17 protein-coding genes, 1 other RNA gene and 1 pseudogene are annotated in these 17,264 nt (G+C 68.9%); 1 reads left to right on the forward strand and 18 read right to left on the reverse strand.

Annotated features, from left to right (window positions below; translation table 11 throughout):
• Window positions 1–4 precede the first annotated feature (4 nt).
• From CXQ92_RS05165 to CXQ92_RS05250, 18 genes are all read right to left on the reverse strand, one after another.
• On the reverse strand, window positions 5–889 hold the full coding sequence (locus CXQ92_RS05165; RefSeq protein ID WP_104165825.1) for an SDR family NAD(P)-dependent oxidoreductase: 885 nt from the start codon (window positions 887–889) through the stop codon (window positions 5–7).
• A gap of 123 nt (window positions 890–1,012) precedes the next feature.
• Entirely contained in the window at window positions 1,013–3,157 is a 2,145-nt protein-coding gene (locus tag CXQ92_RS05170) for an alpha-galactosidase (RefSeq protein ID WP_104165827.1), read from the reverse strand.
• Window positions 3,158–3,198: 41 nt separating this feature from the next.
• Window positions 3,199–3,426, reverse strand: a complete 228-nt coding sequence (locus CXQ92_RS05175; RefSeq protein ID WP_104165829.1) for a hypothetical protein — start codon at window positions 3,424–3,426, stop codon at window positions 3,199–3,201.
• Between the two features lie 45 nt (window positions 3,427–3,471).
• On the reverse strand, window positions 3,472–4,605 hold the full coding sequence (locus CXQ92_RS05180; protein ID WP_104165830.1) for a D-alanyl-D-alanine carboxypeptidase family protein: 1,134 nt from the start codon (window positions 4,603–4,605) through the stop codon (window positions 3,472–3,474).
• A 132-nt stretch (window positions 4,606–4,737) separates the two neighbouring features.
• Window positions 4,738–5,105, reverse strand: a transfer-messenger RNA (tmRNA) gene (ssrA, locus tag CXQ92_RS05185).
• Between the two features lie 146 nt (window positions 5,106–5,251).
• On the reverse strand, window positions 5,252–5,626 hold the full coding sequence (locus tag CXQ92_RS05190; RefSeq protein WP_104165832.1) for a hypothetical protein: 375 nt from the start codon (window positions 5,624–5,626) through the stop codon (window positions 5,252–5,254).
• Window positions 5,623–6,096, reverse strand: coding sequence for an SsrA-binding protein SmpB (smpB, locus tag CXQ92_RS05195; RefSeq protein ID WP_043446231.1), 474 nt, complete (start codon window positions 6,094–6,096; stop codon window positions 5,623–5,625). Before smpB ends, CXQ92_RS05190 begins: the two co-directional genes overlap by 4 nt.
• 64 nt (window positions 6,097–6,160) lie before the next feature.
• Window positions 6,161–7,762, reverse strand: coding sequence for a M23 family metallopeptidase (locus CXQ92_RS05200; RefSeq protein WP_104165834.1), 1,602 nt, complete (start codon window positions 7,760–7,762; stop codon window positions 6,161–6,163).
• A gap of 5 nt (window positions 7,763–7,767) precedes the next feature.
• Window positions 7,768–8,682, reverse strand: a complete 915-nt coding sequence (gene ftsX, locus CXQ92_RS05205; protein WP_104165836.1) for a permease-like cell division protein FtsX — start codon at window positions 8,680–8,682, stop codon at window positions 7,768–7,770.
• The gene (gene ftsE, locus CXQ92_RS05210; RefSeq protein ID WP_104165838.1) at window positions 8,679–9,383 is read right to left on the reverse strand and encodes a cell division ATP-binding protein FtsE; all 705 of its coding nucleotides are present in this window, start codon (window positions 9,381–9,383) and stop codon (window positions 8,679–8,681) included. Before ftsE ends, ftsX begins: the two co-directional genes overlap by 4 nt.
• A 168-nt stretch (window positions 9,384–9,551) precedes the next feature.
• Window positions 9,552–10,667: a peptide chain release factor 2 gene (prfB, locus tag CXQ92_RS05215; protein ID WP_104165840.1), complete on the reverse strand. Its 1,116-nt coding sequence runs from the start codon at window positions 10,665–10,667 to the stop codon at window positions 9,552–9,554.
• Window positions 10,668–10,704: 37 nt separating this feature from the next.
• Window positions 10,705–11,181, reverse strand: a complete 477-nt coding sequence (locus tag CXQ92_RS05220; RefSeq protein ID WP_258069715.1) for a pilus assembly protein TadG-related protein — start codon at window positions 11,179–11,181, stop codon at window positions 10,705–10,707.
• Window positions 11,178–11,567 carry a hypothetical protein gene (locus tag CXQ92_RS05225; protein ID WP_104165842.1) on the reverse strand — a complete coding sequence of 130 codons (390 nt, stop codon included), beginning with the start codon at window positions 11,565–11,567 and terminating at the stop codon, window positions 11,178–11,180. Before CXQ92_RS05225 ends, CXQ92_RS05220 begins: the two co-directional genes overlap by 4 nt.
• 142 nt (window positions 11,568–11,709) lie before the next feature.
• The gene (locus CXQ92_RS05230; RefSeq protein WP_104165844.1) at window positions 11,710–12,117 is read right to left on the reverse strand and encodes a TadE family protein; all 408 of its coding nucleotides are present in this window, start codon (window positions 12,115–12,117) and stop codon (window positions 11,710–11,712) included.
• 3 nt (window positions 12,118–12,120) lie between these two features.
• Window positions 12,121–12,336 carry a hypothetical protein gene (locus CXQ92_RS05235; RefSeq protein WP_104165846.1) on the reverse strand — a complete coding sequence of 72 codons (216 nt, stop codon included), beginning with the start codon at window positions 12,334–12,336 and terminating at the stop codon, window positions 12,121–12,123.
• Window positions 12,337–12,369: 33 nt separating this feature from the next.
• Window positions 12,370–13,311, reverse strand: coding sequence for a type II secretion system F family protein (locus CXQ92_RS05240; RefSeq protein WP_104165848.1), 942 nt, complete (start codon window positions 13,309–13,311; stop codon window positions 12,370–12,372).
• Window positions 13,308–14,165: a type II secretion system F family protein gene (locus CXQ92_RS05245; RefSeq protein WP_104165850.1), complete on the reverse strand. Its 858-nt coding sequence runs from the start codon at window positions 14,163–14,165 to the stop codon at window positions 13,308–13,310. Before CXQ92_RS05245 ends, CXQ92_RS05240 begins: the two co-directional genes overlap by 4 nt.
• Window positions 14,162–15,388, reverse strand: coding sequence for a CpaF family protein (locus CXQ92_RS05250; protein WP_104165852.1), 1,227 nt, complete (start codon window positions 15,386–15,388; stop codon window positions 14,162–14,164). Before CXQ92_RS05250 ends, CXQ92_RS05245 begins: the two co-directional genes overlap by 4 nt.
• Window positions 15,389–15,974: 586 nt before the next feature.
• On the opposite strand from CXQ92_RS05250, the pseudogene CXQ92_RS18060 reads away from it, so the two are divergent.
• Window positions 15,975–17,264 (forward strand): annotated as a pseudogene (locus tag CXQ92_RS18060) (M43 family zinc metalloprotease); the annotation flags it as partial.

Raw genomic sequence — 17,264 nt, forward strand, 5'->3', positions numbered from 1 at the left:
GGCGTCAGGCGGGCGGTGCGAAGGGATCAGGGAAGGCCGGGGTCGGCTCACCGCTGATCGCCGGCCGGTTCGAGTACGGCTGATGTCCGTGCTCGTCCTTCACCCCGTAGGCGCGGGCCACTTCCGCGGCGACCAGCGGCAGGCCCGTGAGACGGAGAACGTGAGGGTCGGCGGCCAGTGCCACGACGGCCCGACCGACGAAGAGGGGCGTCTCGCGGTTCGTCTCGTGCTCGAAATGCTCGATGTTCGCAAGTACGCCTTCCGTGAGGACGAGCCCCGGATAGAGGGACACCGACGTGATCCCGTGCTGTTCGAGGTCCACAGCCATATCCGCCGCGAGGCGGTCGATGGCCGCGTGCGCAACCCCGTAGGGCACGGGCGGCACGAAGACCTGGCCGGCGAAGGAGGAGAGGGTGACGATCAGCCCCGTGCCGGCTTCGATCAGGAGTGGTGCGGCGAACGACGACGCCACGTAGTGCGCCCGCAGCCCTGTGCGGTGCATCGAATCCCACAAGGACAGGGGCTGGTGCCAGAACGGACCGGGATTGAACTCGCTGCCGTCGGTGAACCGTTCATAGCCACCCCAGGCGCTGTTGACCAGCACATCGAGGCGTCCCTGCTCGGCGTCGATCCGGGCGAGCGCGGCCTCCACCTGACTGTCGTCACTCACGTCGAGTCTCAGGGGGATCCCCGTGCCGCCCGACTCCGTGACCAGCCTCGCGGTGTCGTGGATGGTTCCCGGCATCCGCGAGGGCGCTGTTCCTTCGGTGGTCGTCCGGCCGCCGACGTATACGGTGGCTCCTGCCTCGCCGAACGCCCGTGCGATACCCCGGCCCACGCCACGGCTGCCCCCGGTGACGAAGACGACCTGCGGTTTCGGGATGGTCATGGGGCCGAGGGCCTGGAGCGCCGATGCATCGCGCCAGTATGCCCCACGGTCGGGGCCGTCACCAAGACCCCGACCGCTCCGGCAGTCAGTGTCCGTCACGGGTCGGGGCCGCCCGGGAATCCGCTAGGCGCCGACCGCGCGGAACTCGATCAGCATGCTCTGTTCGGGGAGCAGGACGGGCGCCTGCAGACCGGCCTGCGCCAGGGCGCGGCCGGACAGGCGCACCGGGTCCCCGTCGAGTGCCCGCTGCAGCCAGGCCAGCGGCGACTGTCCGTTGCCCGGATGCCCCTCCTCCGGTACCGCGGGACGCACCTCGTACAGCGCGTCGGGGTCGAGGCCCGGGAAGGTCACGGGACCGGGCGGGTAGCTCGCGCTCGACGCCGTGAGCGAGTAACCGAACAGGGCGCGGCGCCGGTCCTCGGACACGATGCCCCGCAGGTCCATCGCGGGGTCCGGACACTCGGCGTGCACCACCCTCCCCCGGTGCAGGTCGTCGCGCCAGGACCGGTGGAGGGCCACATAGCGGCCGAGGACCCCGTACTCCGCCTCCGTCAGGTCCGAGATGTCCCACTCGATGCCGAAGTGGCCGAAGATCGCGGTGGCGGCCCGGAACGGCAGGGTGTGGGCGCGGCCCGTCGAATGCGAGACGGGGCCGCCGATGTGCATGCCCAGCAGTTCGGGCGGCACGACGAGACCCGTGTACTTCTGGTTCACGAGCCGTTCGATCGGGTCGATGCAGTCGCTCGTCCAGATGCGGTCCGTCCGTGCGAGGATCCCGAGGTCCACGCGTGCACCGCCCGAGGCGCAGCTCTCGATCTCGAGCCCCGGATGCCGGCGCCGCAGTTCGTCGAGCAGCCGGTAGAGCGCCTCGACGTGCCGGTGGACGGCGGCCCGGCCCGTCCTCGCATCCGCGGCCTCGAGCAGGTCCCTGTTGTGGTCCCACTTGACGTAGGCGATGTCGTTGGTCGTCAGGATGTCGTCGAGGCGTTCGAGGATGTAGGCGTAGGCGTCCGGATTGCCCAGGTTCAGTACCTGCTGCTGGCGGCCCGGAAGTGGCAGGCGGCCTTCCGCCTGCAGGATCCAGTCCGGGTGGGCGCGCGCGAGGTCCGAGTCGGCGTTGACCATCTCGGGTTCGAACCACAGGCCGAACTCCATACCGAGGTCCCGCACGTGGTCGATGATCGGAGCGAGTCCGTCGGGCCAGACGGTCTCGTCCACATACCAGTCGCCGAGGCTGGAGGTGTCGTCGCGCCGCCCACGGAACCAGCCGTCGTCGAGCACGAACCGTTCGACGCCCAGGGACGCCGCGCGGTCCGCGAGGGCCAGCAGGCGCGGGAGGTCCAGCGCGAAGTAGACCGCCTCCCACGTGTTCAGTGTGACCGGGCGGGGGCGCTGCGGGTGGGAGTCACGGGCCCGGAGGTCCCGGTGGAACCGGCCGGACAGCTCGTTCAGGCCGTGCCCCCAGGAGCCGACGGCGGGCGGGGTGGAGTAGCTCTCCCCCGGCGCCAGGACGACCTCGCGGGGGGACAGCACCTCGCCCGCCGAGAGGAACACCGCGCCTGCGGGGGTCTTCTCCGCGAGCACCTGCTGGTTGCCGCTCCATGCCAGGTGGATGCCCTGGACGAGGCCGTGCTCGAACCCGAAGCCGCGGTTACCCGCGGCGAGGAGGACCGTGGCGTCCGCTCCCGGCCTGCCGCGCCTGCTCGTCCGCGAGTAGGTGCCGGTGGTCAGGTCGTGGCGCTGCGGCGACCGTTCGCGCAGGTGCCGCCCGGTCGTGTCCAGGATCTCCGCCGCCGTGTGGTGCAGCGGGAAGAACAGATTGAGCGCGCGCACCTCGTAGTCGTCGTCGCCGGTGTTGGTGAGCTCCAGAGCCTGCGTGAACAGGCCCGACGCCGTGAGGCCGAGGCGGGCGCGCACGGCGAGTCCCGCGTCGTCGTCGCATGCCTCGACGAGTGCGCCGCCGGCTTCCCGCTCCATCGAGGTCACGGTGAACCGCGGGTAGAGCTGAGCGCCCGCGCGGTCGCCCACCAGTCCGGGGGTCCCCTGCCAGCCGGCGGACTCGAGGGGCAGGAGCGTCAGGAGGGCCGGGACGTCGATGCCGCCGGACACGCGCTGCGGCTGGTGCGCTGCGGTGATCCCCCGCAGTTCGTCGAGGCCGACGTCGCCGAGGGCCGGACCCCAGTAGGCGATCGTCGGCATGCCGTGCGGATGCGGATCGAGCACCACGCTGGTGCCGCCGCGCGAGAGATGGAGGGGTTCGGAGGTCATTGGTTATTTTTACCGTGTAAATAACCCCCCGGACAAAATACCTACCGTGCGCGCGTGTCCCGCCGGAGCAGGCCGACGATCAGGCAGAGGAGACCGAGCAGGAGGGGGACGAGGGTGTACAGCGTGTGCGTCCCGCCGAAGTAGCTCATGGCGAAGATGTACACGAAGGTGCTCCCCACGAGGATCCAGCCGAGCACGATCAGGGCGCGTCCCCGGCGGGGCGGCGGTAGTGGAGGGAGCCACGACGGCGTCTTGTCGGTCCAGCTCATGGCCCCAGTGTAGTTCCCGGAACGGCCCTCCCCATGGGCGATCGATCAGTAGGACGGCGCCGCCGGGATCGACAGGTAGTGCTCGAGTGTCGGCAGCCTGTGGGCACGCATCTCCGAGGAGATCGTGGTGCCGACGTAACGCAGGTGCCAGGGCTCGTACGCGTACCCGGTGGTCGAGGTCCGGCCCTGGGGGTAGCGGATGATGAATCCGTACCGCCACGCGTTCTGCGCGGCCCAGGCCCCCGCCGGCGTGCCCGCGAAGCATTCCTGCAGACCGCACGATCCATTGCGGTTCCCGATGTCGATGGCGAGGCCTGTCTGGTGTTCGCTGTAGCCAGGACGCGCCGAGATGAGGTCTGCCCTCGCCTGACCGTACCGGTTGACGTAGGAGGCGTAGAGGGAGGCCTGCGTAGCGAACGACCGGTATCCGCTGACCGGTACCATGGCGACACCCGCGGCCCTCGCATCGGCGAGGAGCCGGGTGAATTGCTGCGCCGCGTCGCTGCGCAGCAATGAGCCCCCCACGTTCACCAGCGGGCCCGGGGTATAGCCGGCGGGATTCAGCATGCGTCGCTTGTTGACGACGACCACCGACGATGCGGCGACGTCGATGTCACGGCTCAGCACGGTTCCACCCCTGGCGGTCCAGGTGATGACACCACGCTGGTACCGCTGCTTGCAGGCTCCCGCGCTGCACGATTCGTCGGAGATCGGATAGCCCAGGGCGCCGTTCTCGAAGTTGGTGGAGGCCCACCGGGCCCTGATGGCCCCGACCGAGATCCTTGCTCCCGTGGTCGGGGACCAGATGATCGAACCGCCCTGGTAGTTCTGGTAGCAGCCGCCGCCGCGCAGGCCGCACACCTCGGGCCCGGTGGGGTACCCGAAGCGGCCGTTCCGGGAGCCATGGGCCCGCCAGGTCTGACCGATGGCGCCGTACGAAGGCTGTGCCCCGGTGGCCGGCGACCAGACGATGACGCCGCGCTGATAATTCCGCTGGCACCCTCCGTTGCGGAGTCCGCAGAACTCGGCACCCGTCGGGGGGCCGAGGCGCCCGCCTGCGCCGCCGAGTTGCGCGTGCCGCGCGTCGATCGCCGTCCGGGCATGGCTCGACGGCGCCGTGGCGAGGCTTCCAGCGGTCATCAGGGCGCAGCACAGGGCGATCAGCAGATGCACGAGCATGCGGTTCACCCTGTCCCCCGGACGTCGGCGTGGCTCAACGGTAGACGCGCCGATAGCGCCGGACAAGAGTCGGCCGGACGGAGGAACGACGAAGCGCCCTGCCGGGAACCGGCAGGGCGCTTCGTCGTGGAGCGGTGGAGATGGCGGGAATTGAACCCGCGTCCGATGCAGTGTAGTCAGGGCTTCTCCGGGCGCAGTTCGCGTCGGTTTTTCTCGGCTCCAGTCATCGTGCGAACGAGTGACTGCCAAGCCCAGTTGTATAAGAGTCCCCCCGGTCCCTACAACGAGGACCGGGAGCAGTGGCCCTCTAAATGACGCCAGTATCCGGGGCGAGAGCAAACCCGGGCTGACGGACTAGCTAGGCTGCTTAGGCAGCGAGAGCGAAGTCAGTGCGCTTTTGTTCGGCACTTATTGTTTTACAAGGAGCGTTTACGAGATAACCCTGTGTCCTCGGCCCGCTTCCCCTGTCGCGACTAACATCGTCGAAACCTGTCATCCCCATGTTCAGTTATCAAGGTGCTCAGGCGTCAGATGATTCCTGAGCGTGATTCCTGCGCTGCCCGGCCCACCGGCCGTCCAGTTCCTCCACTCTACCGCACCCGTCCGGTCTGCCGGCAGGGCTTCGCCGCAGGTGAACGAGGCCGGGTCACTGCCCCAGGGTGACCCCCAGGATGACGACGGGCGACTGCCAGAGGCGCACGATCACGAAGGCGAGGGTGACGAAGGCGATGCCGAGGGCGGCCAGCGCGGTGGTTGCAGCCTGCTTGCGCCGGAAACCCCACCAGAAGATGGCTGCGTTCAGCACCACCAGGACGGGCGAGACCCAGACGAGGACCTGCGCGAAGTAGACGTAGACGAGGAAGACGAACGGGATCAGGGAGAGGATGCCGACCGGCACCACGATCAGCAGCAGGACCAGGTCCACCAGGGCGCCGAGCGTCACCCACCAGGGCCGCCTGTACCGCAGCTCCGACGGATCGGGTCCGTCGTCCTCCTGGGTCTCCCAGAAGACATCGCTCATGCGCCGAGGTTCTTCTCGCGCATGGCGCGCAGCGCTTCCCGGTTGTCCTGCTTCTCGCGCAGGGTCTGCCGCTTGTCGTAGTCGCGCTTGCCCCGGGCGACGGCGATCTCCACCTTGGCCCTGCCGTTGAGGAAGTAGAGCTGCAGCGGGACGAGGGTGAAGCCGGACTCGCGGATCTTCTGGGAGATCTTGGTGAGTTCCTCGCGGTGCAGCAGCAGCTTCCTGCGGCGACGCGCGGCGTGGTTGGTCCAGCTGCCCTGCGAGTACTCGGAGATGTGGATGCCCTCGAGCCAGAGCTCGTCGTTGTAGAAGACCGCATAGCCGTCGACGAGGGAGGCGCGTCCGGCACGCAGGGACTTCACCTCGGTGCCCATCAGGGCGAGCCCGGCCTCGTAGGTGTCGAGCACGGCATAGTCGTGGAAGGCCTTCCGATTGGTGGCCACCACTTTCCGGCCACTTTCCTTCGGCACGGCGATACTCCTTCTCGCGACACTGCTGCGGACGGCGGCCCGCGGGTGGGCAGTGCCTTCCATCCTACGACCCGAGCAGGCCCAGCGGGTCCACGAGCGTACCGTTCAGCATCGTCTCGAAGTGGAGGTGGCAGCCCTGGGAGTTCCCCGTGGTGCCGGTGTGGCCGATCAGCTGGCCTGCGCTGACGCGCTGCCCGACCGAGACCACGTAGCTCGTGAGGTGGTAGTAGTTCGTCGCGAGCGCGTTCCCGCCGATCACGCCGTGGTTGAGGACGATCCGGTTGCCGGCACCGGGCAGGACGTTCGAGTCCGCGTACCAGACCTCGCCGGCGGCGGGCGCGTACAGGGGCGTGCCGCAGCCCACCCCGTAGTCGATGCCCGTGTGCACGTAGCCGCCCGTGCCGTTGAAGTCGATGGTTCCCACCGGTGTCGGGCGCCACCCGAAGCCGGACGAGATCGGGGCGCCGACCGGCGACCTCAGGCCGAACGCGGTGGGGTTCGACGGCGCAGGGGCAGGCAGGTCCGGGATGACGGGGACGACGGGCGCGACAGGAGCAACCGCCTTGGGCTGTACGGGAGCGGGCGCGGGCCTGTTCGCAGCGGCGGCCTCGGCTGCACGGCGTGCCGTCTCGGCAGCTGCGACAGCTACGGCCTCGGCTTTCCGGCGGGCTTCCTCGGCGGCGGCCGCCGCCTCCGCCTCGGCGCGGAGGCGGTCCTGCTCCGCCTTCTGGCGGGCCTGCTCGGCCTTTTGGCGGGCCTCCTCGGCCTTGCGCGCCTCCTCGATCTGACGGCGCTGGCGCTCGGCGATGTCCGCGTTGACCTGCTGCTGGGCCTTCTCGACGCTTGCGAGCTTCGCCTCGATGACGGGCTTCTGTTCCTGGAGTTTCGCGGACAGGGCGGAGGTGTCCGCCACGAGCCGGTCCACCTTGGCCTTCTCCCCCGCCGCGGCATCCCGTGCCGACTGTTCTGCGGCAAGTGCGTCGTCCGCCTTCTCCTTGAGTCTCGCGATCTCGGCCTCGACGGCGATCAGGCGTGCCTGGCTGTTCGCGTTCGTCGCGTTCTGCTCGGACAGCCGGGCCATTGCGGCGTTCTGGCTGCGCAGGGCCTGGTCCACCATGTCCATCGACCGGGTGAAGTCCTCGACGCCGTCGGCACCCAGGAGCAGCGACACGTTGGTGGGGACGCCGCCGTTCTTGTAGGCCTCCGTGGCGATCTGGCCGATCACCTCGCGGGTCTCGTCCATCTCCTGCCGGTCGGCGCGAAGCTCCTCGGTGATCTTCGTCTTCGTCTCCTGCGCCAGGTCGACGCGCACCGCGAGGGCTCCGACGTCGTCCGCAGCCGTCTCGACCCGGCCCTGGGCCTCAGCCAGGGACTGCTGCGCTGCGGGGAGCTGGCCCTGGTAGGTCCTCAGCGCGCCGATGGTCTCGGCGATGTCCGCGTCGAGGTACTCCATGGATTGCTGCACCTCTGCCACCTCGTTCTCGAGGGCACTCTTGCGGTCCTCGAGCTCGTCCGCGACCACCGGGGTACCGGAACCGAGGGCGAGGGCCGCGACGAGTGCGATCGATGTCCCTGCGGTGGCGCGGACAAGATAGGTCCGCCTGTCCTGCCGTGGTCGCCACGATGATCCTGGCGGGCGCACGGGTCCCCTGGCGCTGGGCGTCATCGCTGTCAGACCTTTACGTATCGTCGGAGGGTGAGCAGGGATGAGATCCCTGCGAGGAGGGCACCGAGCAGGATGAGCACCGGAACCAGGAGCAGGACCTGCTGGGAGGAGATGAACGCCGTCTGCGGGAAGGTGTTCACGAGCCAGCCGTCGATCAGGAAGCGGGAGGCCCCCCACAGCGTCGCCGACGCGAGGACCGCCCCGATCACGGCGGCGATGACGCCCTCGAGGATGAACGGCAGCTGGATGATCGCCTTGGACGCGCCGACGAGGCGCATGATGCCCGTCTCACGGCGGCGGCTGAAGGCCGAGAGCCGGATGGTCGTGGCGATCAGCAGGATCGCGCAGAACGTCATGATGCCGGCGATCGCGAGCGCGACGACGGACGCCCAGTTCATGTAGCGGAAGATCGCCTCCAGGAAGTCCCGCTGGTCGCTGACCGCATCCACGCCCGGTTCGGAGGAGAAGGCCTCGTCGATGACCTCGTACTTCTCGGCGTCGACGAGGCTGACCCGGAAGGACTCGGGCAGCTGCTCCGCGGTGACGGAGTCGACGATCGGCGAGTTGGCGAACTGGTCGCGGAAGTGGACGAGTGCCTCCTCCTGCGTCTCGTGGGTGACGGTGTCGACGTACGGGGCGAATTGATCGGATTCGAGCCGGGCCTCGATGGCAGCACGCTGGTCCTCCGTGACCGGTCCGGCAGCGCAGCTCGCCTCGGAGGAGTTGTCCACGCAGAGGTAGATGGTGACCTGGACGCGGTCGTACCAGTACCCCTTCATCTGGTTGATCTGCAGCTGGAACAGGCCCGCCGCACCCACGAAGGTCAGCGAGATGAAGGTCACCAGGATCACCGAGGTGACCATCGACAGGTTGCGGCGGATGCCCGAGCCGATCTCGGACAGGATGAAGGCGACCCTCATCCGGCCATCGCTTCGGGGCGGCCCGCGTAGATGCCCTGGGCGTCGTCGCGCACCACGGACCCGCCGCGGAGTTCCACGACGCGCTTGCGCATCGTGTTGACGATGTCGTCGTCGTGCGTGGCCATGACCACCGTGGTGCCGTTCTGGTTGATCGTGTCGAGGATCTTCATGATGCCCATGGAGGTGGTCGGGTCGAGGTTCCCGGTGGGCTCGTCGGCGAGCAGGATGCCGGGACGGTTGACGATCGCGCGCGCGATCGCGACGCGCTGCTGCTCGCCGCCGGACAGCTCGTGCGGCATCCGGTTGTCCTTGCCCTCGAGGCCTACGGTGGCGAGGACGTCCGGCACGGTCTCGCGGATGACGGCCCGGCTCCTGCCGATGACCTGCATCGCGAAGGCGACGTTCGCGAAGACCGTCTTGTTGGGGAGGAGGCGGAAGTCCTGGAAGACGACGCCGATGCCCCGGCGCAGGCGGGGCACGCGCCAGCTGGGGATGTTCGCGACGTTCTGGCCGGCCACGTAGACCGCGCCCCGCGAGGCCCGGTCCTCCTTGAGCACCAGACGGATGAACGTCGACTTGCCGGAGCCCGAGGCGCCCACGAGGAAGACGAACTCGCCGCGGTCGATGTCGAGGGAGACGGCATCGAGGGCGGGCTGCGACGTGGGGTCGTAGGTCTTCGTGACGTCGTCGAATCTGATCATGATCACTCTGCGCCCGTGGATCGCCGGGGCACGGGCATTGGCTCGGGGAAGGAAGCGCCGGCTCCTCGACTATAACGACTTGTCGAGAAACGCCCTTTACCTCTGCGGTGTGTCGCGGGCAAGAGCTCGAGCAGAAAACAAGTGGTTTGCGCCGGAAGACGCGTAGCCCTACCCGGCGTCGTTGCGGTTGTTCGTGCGCCAGCGGATGCCGGCGTCGATGAAGTCGTCGATCTCGCCGTCGAACACCGACGACGTGTTGCCGACCTCGTGATTGGTGCGGAGGTCCTTGACCATCTGGTACGGATTGAGCACGTAGGAGCGCATCTGGTCACCCCAGGAGGCCTTGACGTCGCCCGCGAACGCCTTCTTCTCGGCGTCCTCCTGCTCCTTCTTGAGCAGCAGCAGCCGCGACTGGAGCACCCGCATGGCTGCAGCGCGGTTCTGGATCTGCGACTTCTCGTTCTGCATGGAGACGACGACCCCCGTGGGCAGGTGCGTCAGGCGGACCGCCGAGTCCGTCGTGTTCACCGACTGGCCGCCGGGTCCCGACGACCGGAAGACGTCGACGCGGATCTCGTTGTCCGGGACCTCGATGACGTCCGTACCCTCGATCAGCGGGATGACCTCGACCGCGGCGAAGGAGGTCTGGCGGCGGCCCTGGTTGTCGAAGGGGCTGATGCGGACGAGGCGGTGCGTCCCGGCTTCCACGGACAGCGTGCCGAAGGCGTAGGGGGCCTTGACCTCGAAGGTCGCGGACTTGAGGCCCGCCTCCTCCGCATAGGAGGTGTCGAGGACCTGCGTGGGGTAGCCGTGGCGTTCGGCCCACCGCAGGTACATGCGCAGGAGCATCTCGGCGAAGTCGGCGGCGTCCACGCCCCCGGCGCCGGAGCGGATGGTGACGACGGCCTCGCGCTCGTCCCACTCCCCGGCCAGCAGCGTGACGATCTCGAGGTCGTCGAGGGATTTGCCGAGGGAGACGAGCTCCCTCTCGGCCTCGGCCAGGGTGTCCTCGTCGCTCTCGTCCTGCGCGAGTCCCACGAGGACCTCGAGGTCGTCGATCCGGCTCTCGAGGGTCTCGAGGCGCTCGAGGGCGGACTGCCGGTGCGACAGCTTCGAGGTCACCTTCTGGCCCGCGGCGGGATCGTCCCAGAGGTCGGGGGCTCCCGCTTCCTCGCTCAGCTCCTCGATGTCCTTGCGGATTCCCTCGACATCGGAGACCTGCTCGATGGACTGGTACTTGGCGCGGAGGGCGCGGATCTCTGCGGGAAAATCAGTGGTTGCCATGGTACTTCCAGCCTACGTCATGGGCTCTCCCGCCCGTCTATCGGACCAGCTCGGCCCGTGCATCGGCCTGCGCGACGATCGGGATGCCGGCGGGCACCAGGAAGTTCACGATGGGTGGGCGTACGACGGCGGTGAGCACGACCCGCGCGGTCCGCCCGTCCTCCGCGCCGGAGGACGGGTCGACGGCCAGCTGCTCGAACCGCGCCGCTGCCCCGGTGGCGGCGAGGTAACCGGCCGCCGACTCCTCCACGCCGGAATCCTGCAGGGCCGGAAGGGGCGGCGTGGGGTCCCCTCCGCCGACTCCGACGTCGATGCTGTAGCTGTCGGCGGCAGCGAGTGCCGCACCGTCCGCCACCGACAGCAGCTTCTTGTGCTCGATGTAGACGGCCGACACCGCGAGGACGACGGTGATGACGAGGAGGCAGACGAGAAGGTAGCCGATGACAAGGACACCGATCTGCCCCTCCTCCGAGCGGTCGGCCGTCGTGTCTGCACCGCCTGTGCGCCTCGTCACCCGAAGCGCTCGACGATCTGGGTGGAGGTGGCGTCCACGGTGGCGGCCGAGGGGTGGGTCCCGGCGATCGCGGGGACCAGCGGGAGGGGGACGTCGAGGCGGACGACGACGGTCACGGTCGTCCCCGGCGCGAGGCATCGACCGCTGCAGGCGATGTCCACCGCGGCCTGCTCCGCCCCGAAGCCGAAGTTCGCGAGTGCGATGCGGGCCGCCTCGCGCGCCAGTGCGTCGGCTTCCTGGGGCGACGCGGCATCCACGTACACCTTCGCTGCCTGGTCGGCCGCCCCGACGACGGCGAAGGAGCCACCCTGGAGCTGCCCGACCGTCAGGACGAGGTAGACGACCGGCACGAGGAGCAGGACCCCCAGGAACACGAACTCCACCACGGCGCTCCCGCGCTCCGCCCCGAACCCCGGGCCTCTTGGGGACGGGTGTCCCGGGCTCGGACGTCCCGGGCTCGGACGGACTGCCGCCGGGACAGCGCAGGCCCGTGGCCCTGCGCGCTCCCCGGACCGTCCGGGGTTGCACTCAGGACGGGAGCGCTGCATGGCCGCGCACCTCCATGATTCCTGCCGGTCCGATCAGTCCGATGACGGGCAGCGGAGCGCGGACGACCACTTCGAGGGTCCTCACGCCGCCGACCGTGCTCTCACCGACCGAGACGTCGGACCCGTAGGAATCCGCGAGTGACCCGCGGATCAGGTCCTCCGCGCGTCCGACGGCGTCCTGCGGGGAGCGGTCCGCGAGCGTGCCGTACCGTGCTCCCGAGGCGGCGGCGTCGATGAGCGTGTTCCGGACGTGCAGGACGAGCGTCAGCTGGAGGATCGCGATGAAGACGACCGTCAGCAGGCCCCCGATCAGGGCGAAGTCGACGACGGCGGCACCACGCTCCGGGTCCTTCCGAGCGGTGCGTGGAACGACCAGCGCGAGGGCCATGGCCTAGGGCGATACCTGGTCGATCGCCTGGTTGAACAGGCCCTCCAGGGCGGGCCCGGCGATCGCCAGCAGGGCGGCGACGAGGACCGCCGACATCAGCGTGATCATCACCCAGCCCGGCACATCCCCCCGTTCCCGGTCCCCGGCTCCGGCCAGCAGGGCTGCGATGGCGCCGAGGAGGAGTTGGGCGAGGCGTGAGGCTCCGGTAAGGATCTTCATGGCGTTCCCCTTCTTGTCGTCGTGGTTGTGGTGTCAGAAACCGAGGTTGATCAGGGCGATGCCTGGGTAGACAGCGAAGAGGACGGTCAGCGGAAGGACACCGAACACCAGCGGCACCATCATCGCGATCTCCTTCTTCCCGGCGGACTCCATCAGTTCGCGCTTCGCCAGGTCGCGGACGTCCTGCGCCTGCGCGCGGAGCACGTCCGCCAGCGGCGTCCCGCGCTGCACCGCCACGGTGATGCCGTCGACGAAGCGCGCGAGCGGCGCGAGGCGGGTGCGGTGCGAGAACTCCTGCAGCGCCTCCACGAGCGGCTTGCCCGCCCTCGTCGCGGCGAGCACGAGGGCGAACTCGCCGGCAAGCTCCCCGGTGGCAGTCCTGCAGATGCGCTCGAGCGCGCCCGTGGTGCTCTCCCCCGCCGAGACAGCCAGGGCCATGAGCTCGGCGAGGCTGGGGAACTCGGCGAGCATGCGGGCCTCGCGTCTCCTGATCTCGGACGAGAGGACGTAGTCGCGGCCGACGAATCCCAGAACGGCGCAGGCGAGGACGATCACGACGGCGAGCGGCACGTTGACCGACCCCGAGGCCGCCAGGAGCACCATGATCAGGGTCGATGCGGCGAGTCCGCCCGCAGCCCAGAGCAGCTGCTGAGCCCGGAAGTCCGCGGCGGTCTGCGCCCGGCCGGCCTGGGCGAGCCTGCGCGCGAGGGTCGCGGCTGCCGGGTTGAAGCGGTGCGACCACGCGACGGCGTCGGCGAGCAGGGGGCGGAGGATCCGCTCGAGCGGCCCGAAGGGTGTGGCGTTGCCCGGCGCGTCCGCGAGCAGCCTGGACCGGAGGTCCACCGCGCGCAGTTGGGGTGCGATGCGCTGTGTCAGGGTTGTGGCGCGCATGGCCGGCAGGCGGACGAGGACCAGCCACAGACCCGCTCCGAGCAGGAGACCGCAGAGCGCCGCCAGCGCGAGGGTCGGCGTCATCGGAGCACCCGCTCGTCCTCGGGCAGCGCCCCGATCCGGAGCATGACGCGGTAGCAGACCGCGGACACGAGGAGCCCTCCCAGCAGCACGACCGCGCCACCTGCCGTGTTGTAGGCACGCACGGCCTCCGGACGGGTGGACAGGAGCATGAGGACGAACCACGGTGCCGCGACGGCCAGGCGCGCAGCGTTGATCGTCCAGGACTGCCGCGCCTCCAGTTCGCTACGGGTGCGGGCGGCGTCCCGCAGGAATTCGGACAACGTGCCCAGGAGGCGGCCGAGGTCCGACCCGCCCACCTCCCTGGTCATGCGGAGTGCCTCGACGATGCGGTCCGCGACCGGGTCCGCCAGCCGCTCCTTGAGCCGGTTGAGCGCGTCGTCGAACCGTCCGCCCGCGCGGTAGTCGGAGCCGAAGGCGCGGAAGGCCGCCCTCAGTTCGACGGGCCCCTTCTCTCCCAGCTGGATGAGGGCCTCGGGAAGCGAAAGCCCTGCGCGGATGGCCGACCGGAGGTGGTCCACGACGTCGGGCCACAGCTCGCGCAGCGAAGCGGTGCGCTTCGTCGCACGCCATTTCACGATTGAGAACGGCAGGAATCCACCGAACAGGGCGAAGCACAGCGCGATCGGTGCCGAGCCGGTCACCACGAACCCAATGAGCAGCACGATCAGTCCCGTGGCGGCGCAGGTGGCGAGCAGCCCGCGGGCCGAGACACGCTCGATCCCTGCACGCAGGAGGAGGTCCTCGAGTGGATACCGGCGCGCGGGGGCCCGACGGTCGCGCGCGGGCCGCTCCCAGCACGACCACCAGATCAGGAACAGGCCGACGCCGAGGCCCGCCCCTGCCGCAGTGTTCACGCCCGCACGCCCAGGACGGACGAGACGTCGACGCCCGCGGCCGCGAACTTCTCCTCGGCGGGCATGCCGGTGGCCGTCAGCTCCAGGCTTCCGTCGATCCGTGTGAAGACCGGGGAGGACTCGATGACGCCGTTCTCCACCCGTCGTCCAAGGGCCATGATCTCGGTGACCCGGCGCTGACCGCCGGGCAGCCGTGCGCAATGCACCACGAGGTCGATGCAGGAGGCGACGGTCGGCACCACGAAACTGCTCGAGATGTTCTCCCCCGCCAGGAGCGGCAGCGTGCAGATCTTGGTGATGGCGTCATGCGCACTGTTGGCATGGACGCTGCACATCCCGGGCAGGCCGCTGTTGAGGGCGATGAGCATGTCCAGGCTCTCGGCCTCGCGCACCTCGCCGACGATCAGCCGATCGGGGCGCATCCGGAGGGCCTCCTTCACGAGGCGCCGCAGGGGTATCTCGCCGTGTCCTTCGAGGTTGGGCTGGCGACACTGCAGGCCGACGACGTCGCGCAGCGGCAGCTGCAGTTCGAAGATCTCCTCGACGGTGATGACCCTCTCCCGTGGGCCGATGGATGCCCCCAGACAGTTCAGCATCGTCGTCTTGCCTGCCTGGGTCGCTCCGGAGACCAGGATGTTCAGGCCACTGGCGACAGCTGCTCCGAGGAATCGCGCCGCCTGGGGAGACAGCGTCCCCAGCTCCACGAGGTGCTCGAGCCTCGAAGCACGCGCGACGAACTTCCGGATGTTCACGGACCAGTGGTTGCGGGTCACATCCGGGATCACGACGTGCAGCCTGGAACCGTCGGGCAGGGAGGCGTCGACGAACGGCGAGGACAGGTCGAGCCGCCGCCCGGAGGACTTCAGCATCTTCTCGACGAGGTCCCGGACCTGCTGGTCGGTCAGCGACAGCGCCGTGAGCTCCGACTCCCCGTCCCGTGCGATATAGATCTCCGCGGGCGCATTGATCCAGATCTCCTCGATGGTCGGATCGTCGAGCAGGGGCTGGAGGGCACCGAACCCGGCGACGGCGTCGTAGATCTGCTTGCGCGCGGCGTCCAGCCGCCCGAGCGGCGGGAGGACCCCGAGCACCGAACGCTCCTCGTAGTCGGCGACGGCGTCGTGCACGAGGAGTTGCACCTCGCCGACCTGGCGGGCGGGGTCGAGGCCGCGCCGGCGGATGAGTTCGCGCACCTCACCCTCGACCAAGCGAACAGCATCCATTGATGTCCCCCATATGTCCGCCCGCCGACGTCTCTCCGCCGTTCGGGCGCGGAATTGCTTCCGTCGCCTTCACCCTACTGAACAGGAGCCTGCCCGAATAGAGCGTGCCAGGCATGTGCATAAATCCGGAGACGAGATGACAATCACGGCAACGGGCACCGCGCAAGAGCGACACGCCAGCGCGGATACGGACATAAGCGCAGGTTTTGCCTAAGATTCCACTTTCACTTCCGAAACGTTAGTCACGTTCGTAACAGAACTGTAGTCTGCACGGGAATTCAATCAGCTGGCTGACGCCCGGAATCTGCTGGAGAAACCCGTGACTTTGCCCTTCCCCGCCCGACTTCTGAGCGCAGCCCTGCTGTCCTTCGGACTTCTGGGCAGCGCCGTCCCCGCTGTAGCAACCGACACGGTGACCGCCCCGTCGCCGTCGGCGACAGCGACTCCTGTCGCCCCATCGACCACCCCAGCTGCCCCGACCGCTGGGCCGACCCCTCCGGCGAAGGCCCCCACGCCGGGTGCAGCTCCGGCGCCGGCTGCGACGGTCGCGCCCACTCCTCCTGCCGCCACCAAGGAAGCCGCGCCGGTGAAGCAGCCCGCGGCGCAGGATGAAGTGACCTCGTTCGTGCCGGATCTGAACTGGAATCCGCTCGACGAGCCCGGGTCGAACGCCCGCTACGGCGAGCATTATGCGGAACCGGTCACTCCGATGAAGACGGCGTCGCCGCTGAACCTCGACGGCAGCGGCGGGAGCGCGGCGCTCGCCCCGCGGTCCGGGGCCTTCAAGGTCACGCTGGTCACCGTGCAACTGTCGGGGAAGACAGTCGCCGACACCGATGCGATCAATCTGGCGGCGGCCCGCAATTCGATCACGAACGCCAATTCGTACTGGAATTCGGTCTCCGCGGGGCGGCTCTCGATGACGAAGGTGAACGAATACCGCCACAAGTCGGCCGCGAAGATCACGGACTCCTACGGCACGATCATGGCGACAGTGACCAAGGAATTGAACTGGCAGTACCGGCCCTATGAAGCCCTGGTGATCTTCGTGCCGCATGCGGACCTGAACTACAACGGGTCGTGGGGCATTCTCGGCGGTGGTTTCACGGACGGTCCTACGAGCGGACGCGTGATCATGCCGTATCCCTCGGCACTCACGAACAACGTCGTGACGCACGAGTTCGGGCACGTGCTGGGTCTCCACCACGCGAACTCGCTGGCCTGCACGAGCGGCCGCACGGATGCTCCGATCTCGGGCGGATCATGGGCGGACCCGGCATGCTGGTCCTCCGAATACAGCGACATGTCGGATCTGATGGGCTACGCCCAGGTCGCGTCACCGGTCATCAACGCCTTCCTCTGGGAGTACGGCGGCTTCGGGTCTCCCGCGGACATCCGCGATATCGGCACACCATCGGACCGTCAGCGGTTCACCCTGAAGCCTTGGGCCGGCAAGGAGGCCGGCAGGGCCCTCAAGTTCACCGATCCGGTCAGCGAGGAGGTCTACTACCTCGAACTGCGCGTGCCCGTCGGATTCGACAGGACCAGCGCGGTCGGCGGTAATCAGGGCGTCAAGATCACCAAGCAGGACATCCTCGGCTGGAGCGGGAACGCCTCCGCGGTCCTCACCCCCAACAGCAGGCTGTCCGGCTACTCCCATCGCGCGCTGACGTGGGCGGCAGGACAGACATTCGTCACGCACTCGGGAACACGGGTGGAAATCAGCTCGATAGCCATTCCTGCGAATCCGGAGGGTGCGAGTGCCGTCGTGACGATCACTCCCCCCGAGACGAATGCCACGCGGGCGGCGGCGGCGATTGCGGCGGTGGTGTCTTCTGCCCCGCAGCTCGGTGCTGTGCAGTCCGGTGTGGTCTGT

It is taken from the genome of Arthrobacter sp. SX1312 (assembly GCF_002929295.1).
Classification (GTDB): domain Bacteria; phylum Actinomycetota; class Actinomycetes; order Actinomycetales; family Micrococcaceae; genus Arthrobacter_D.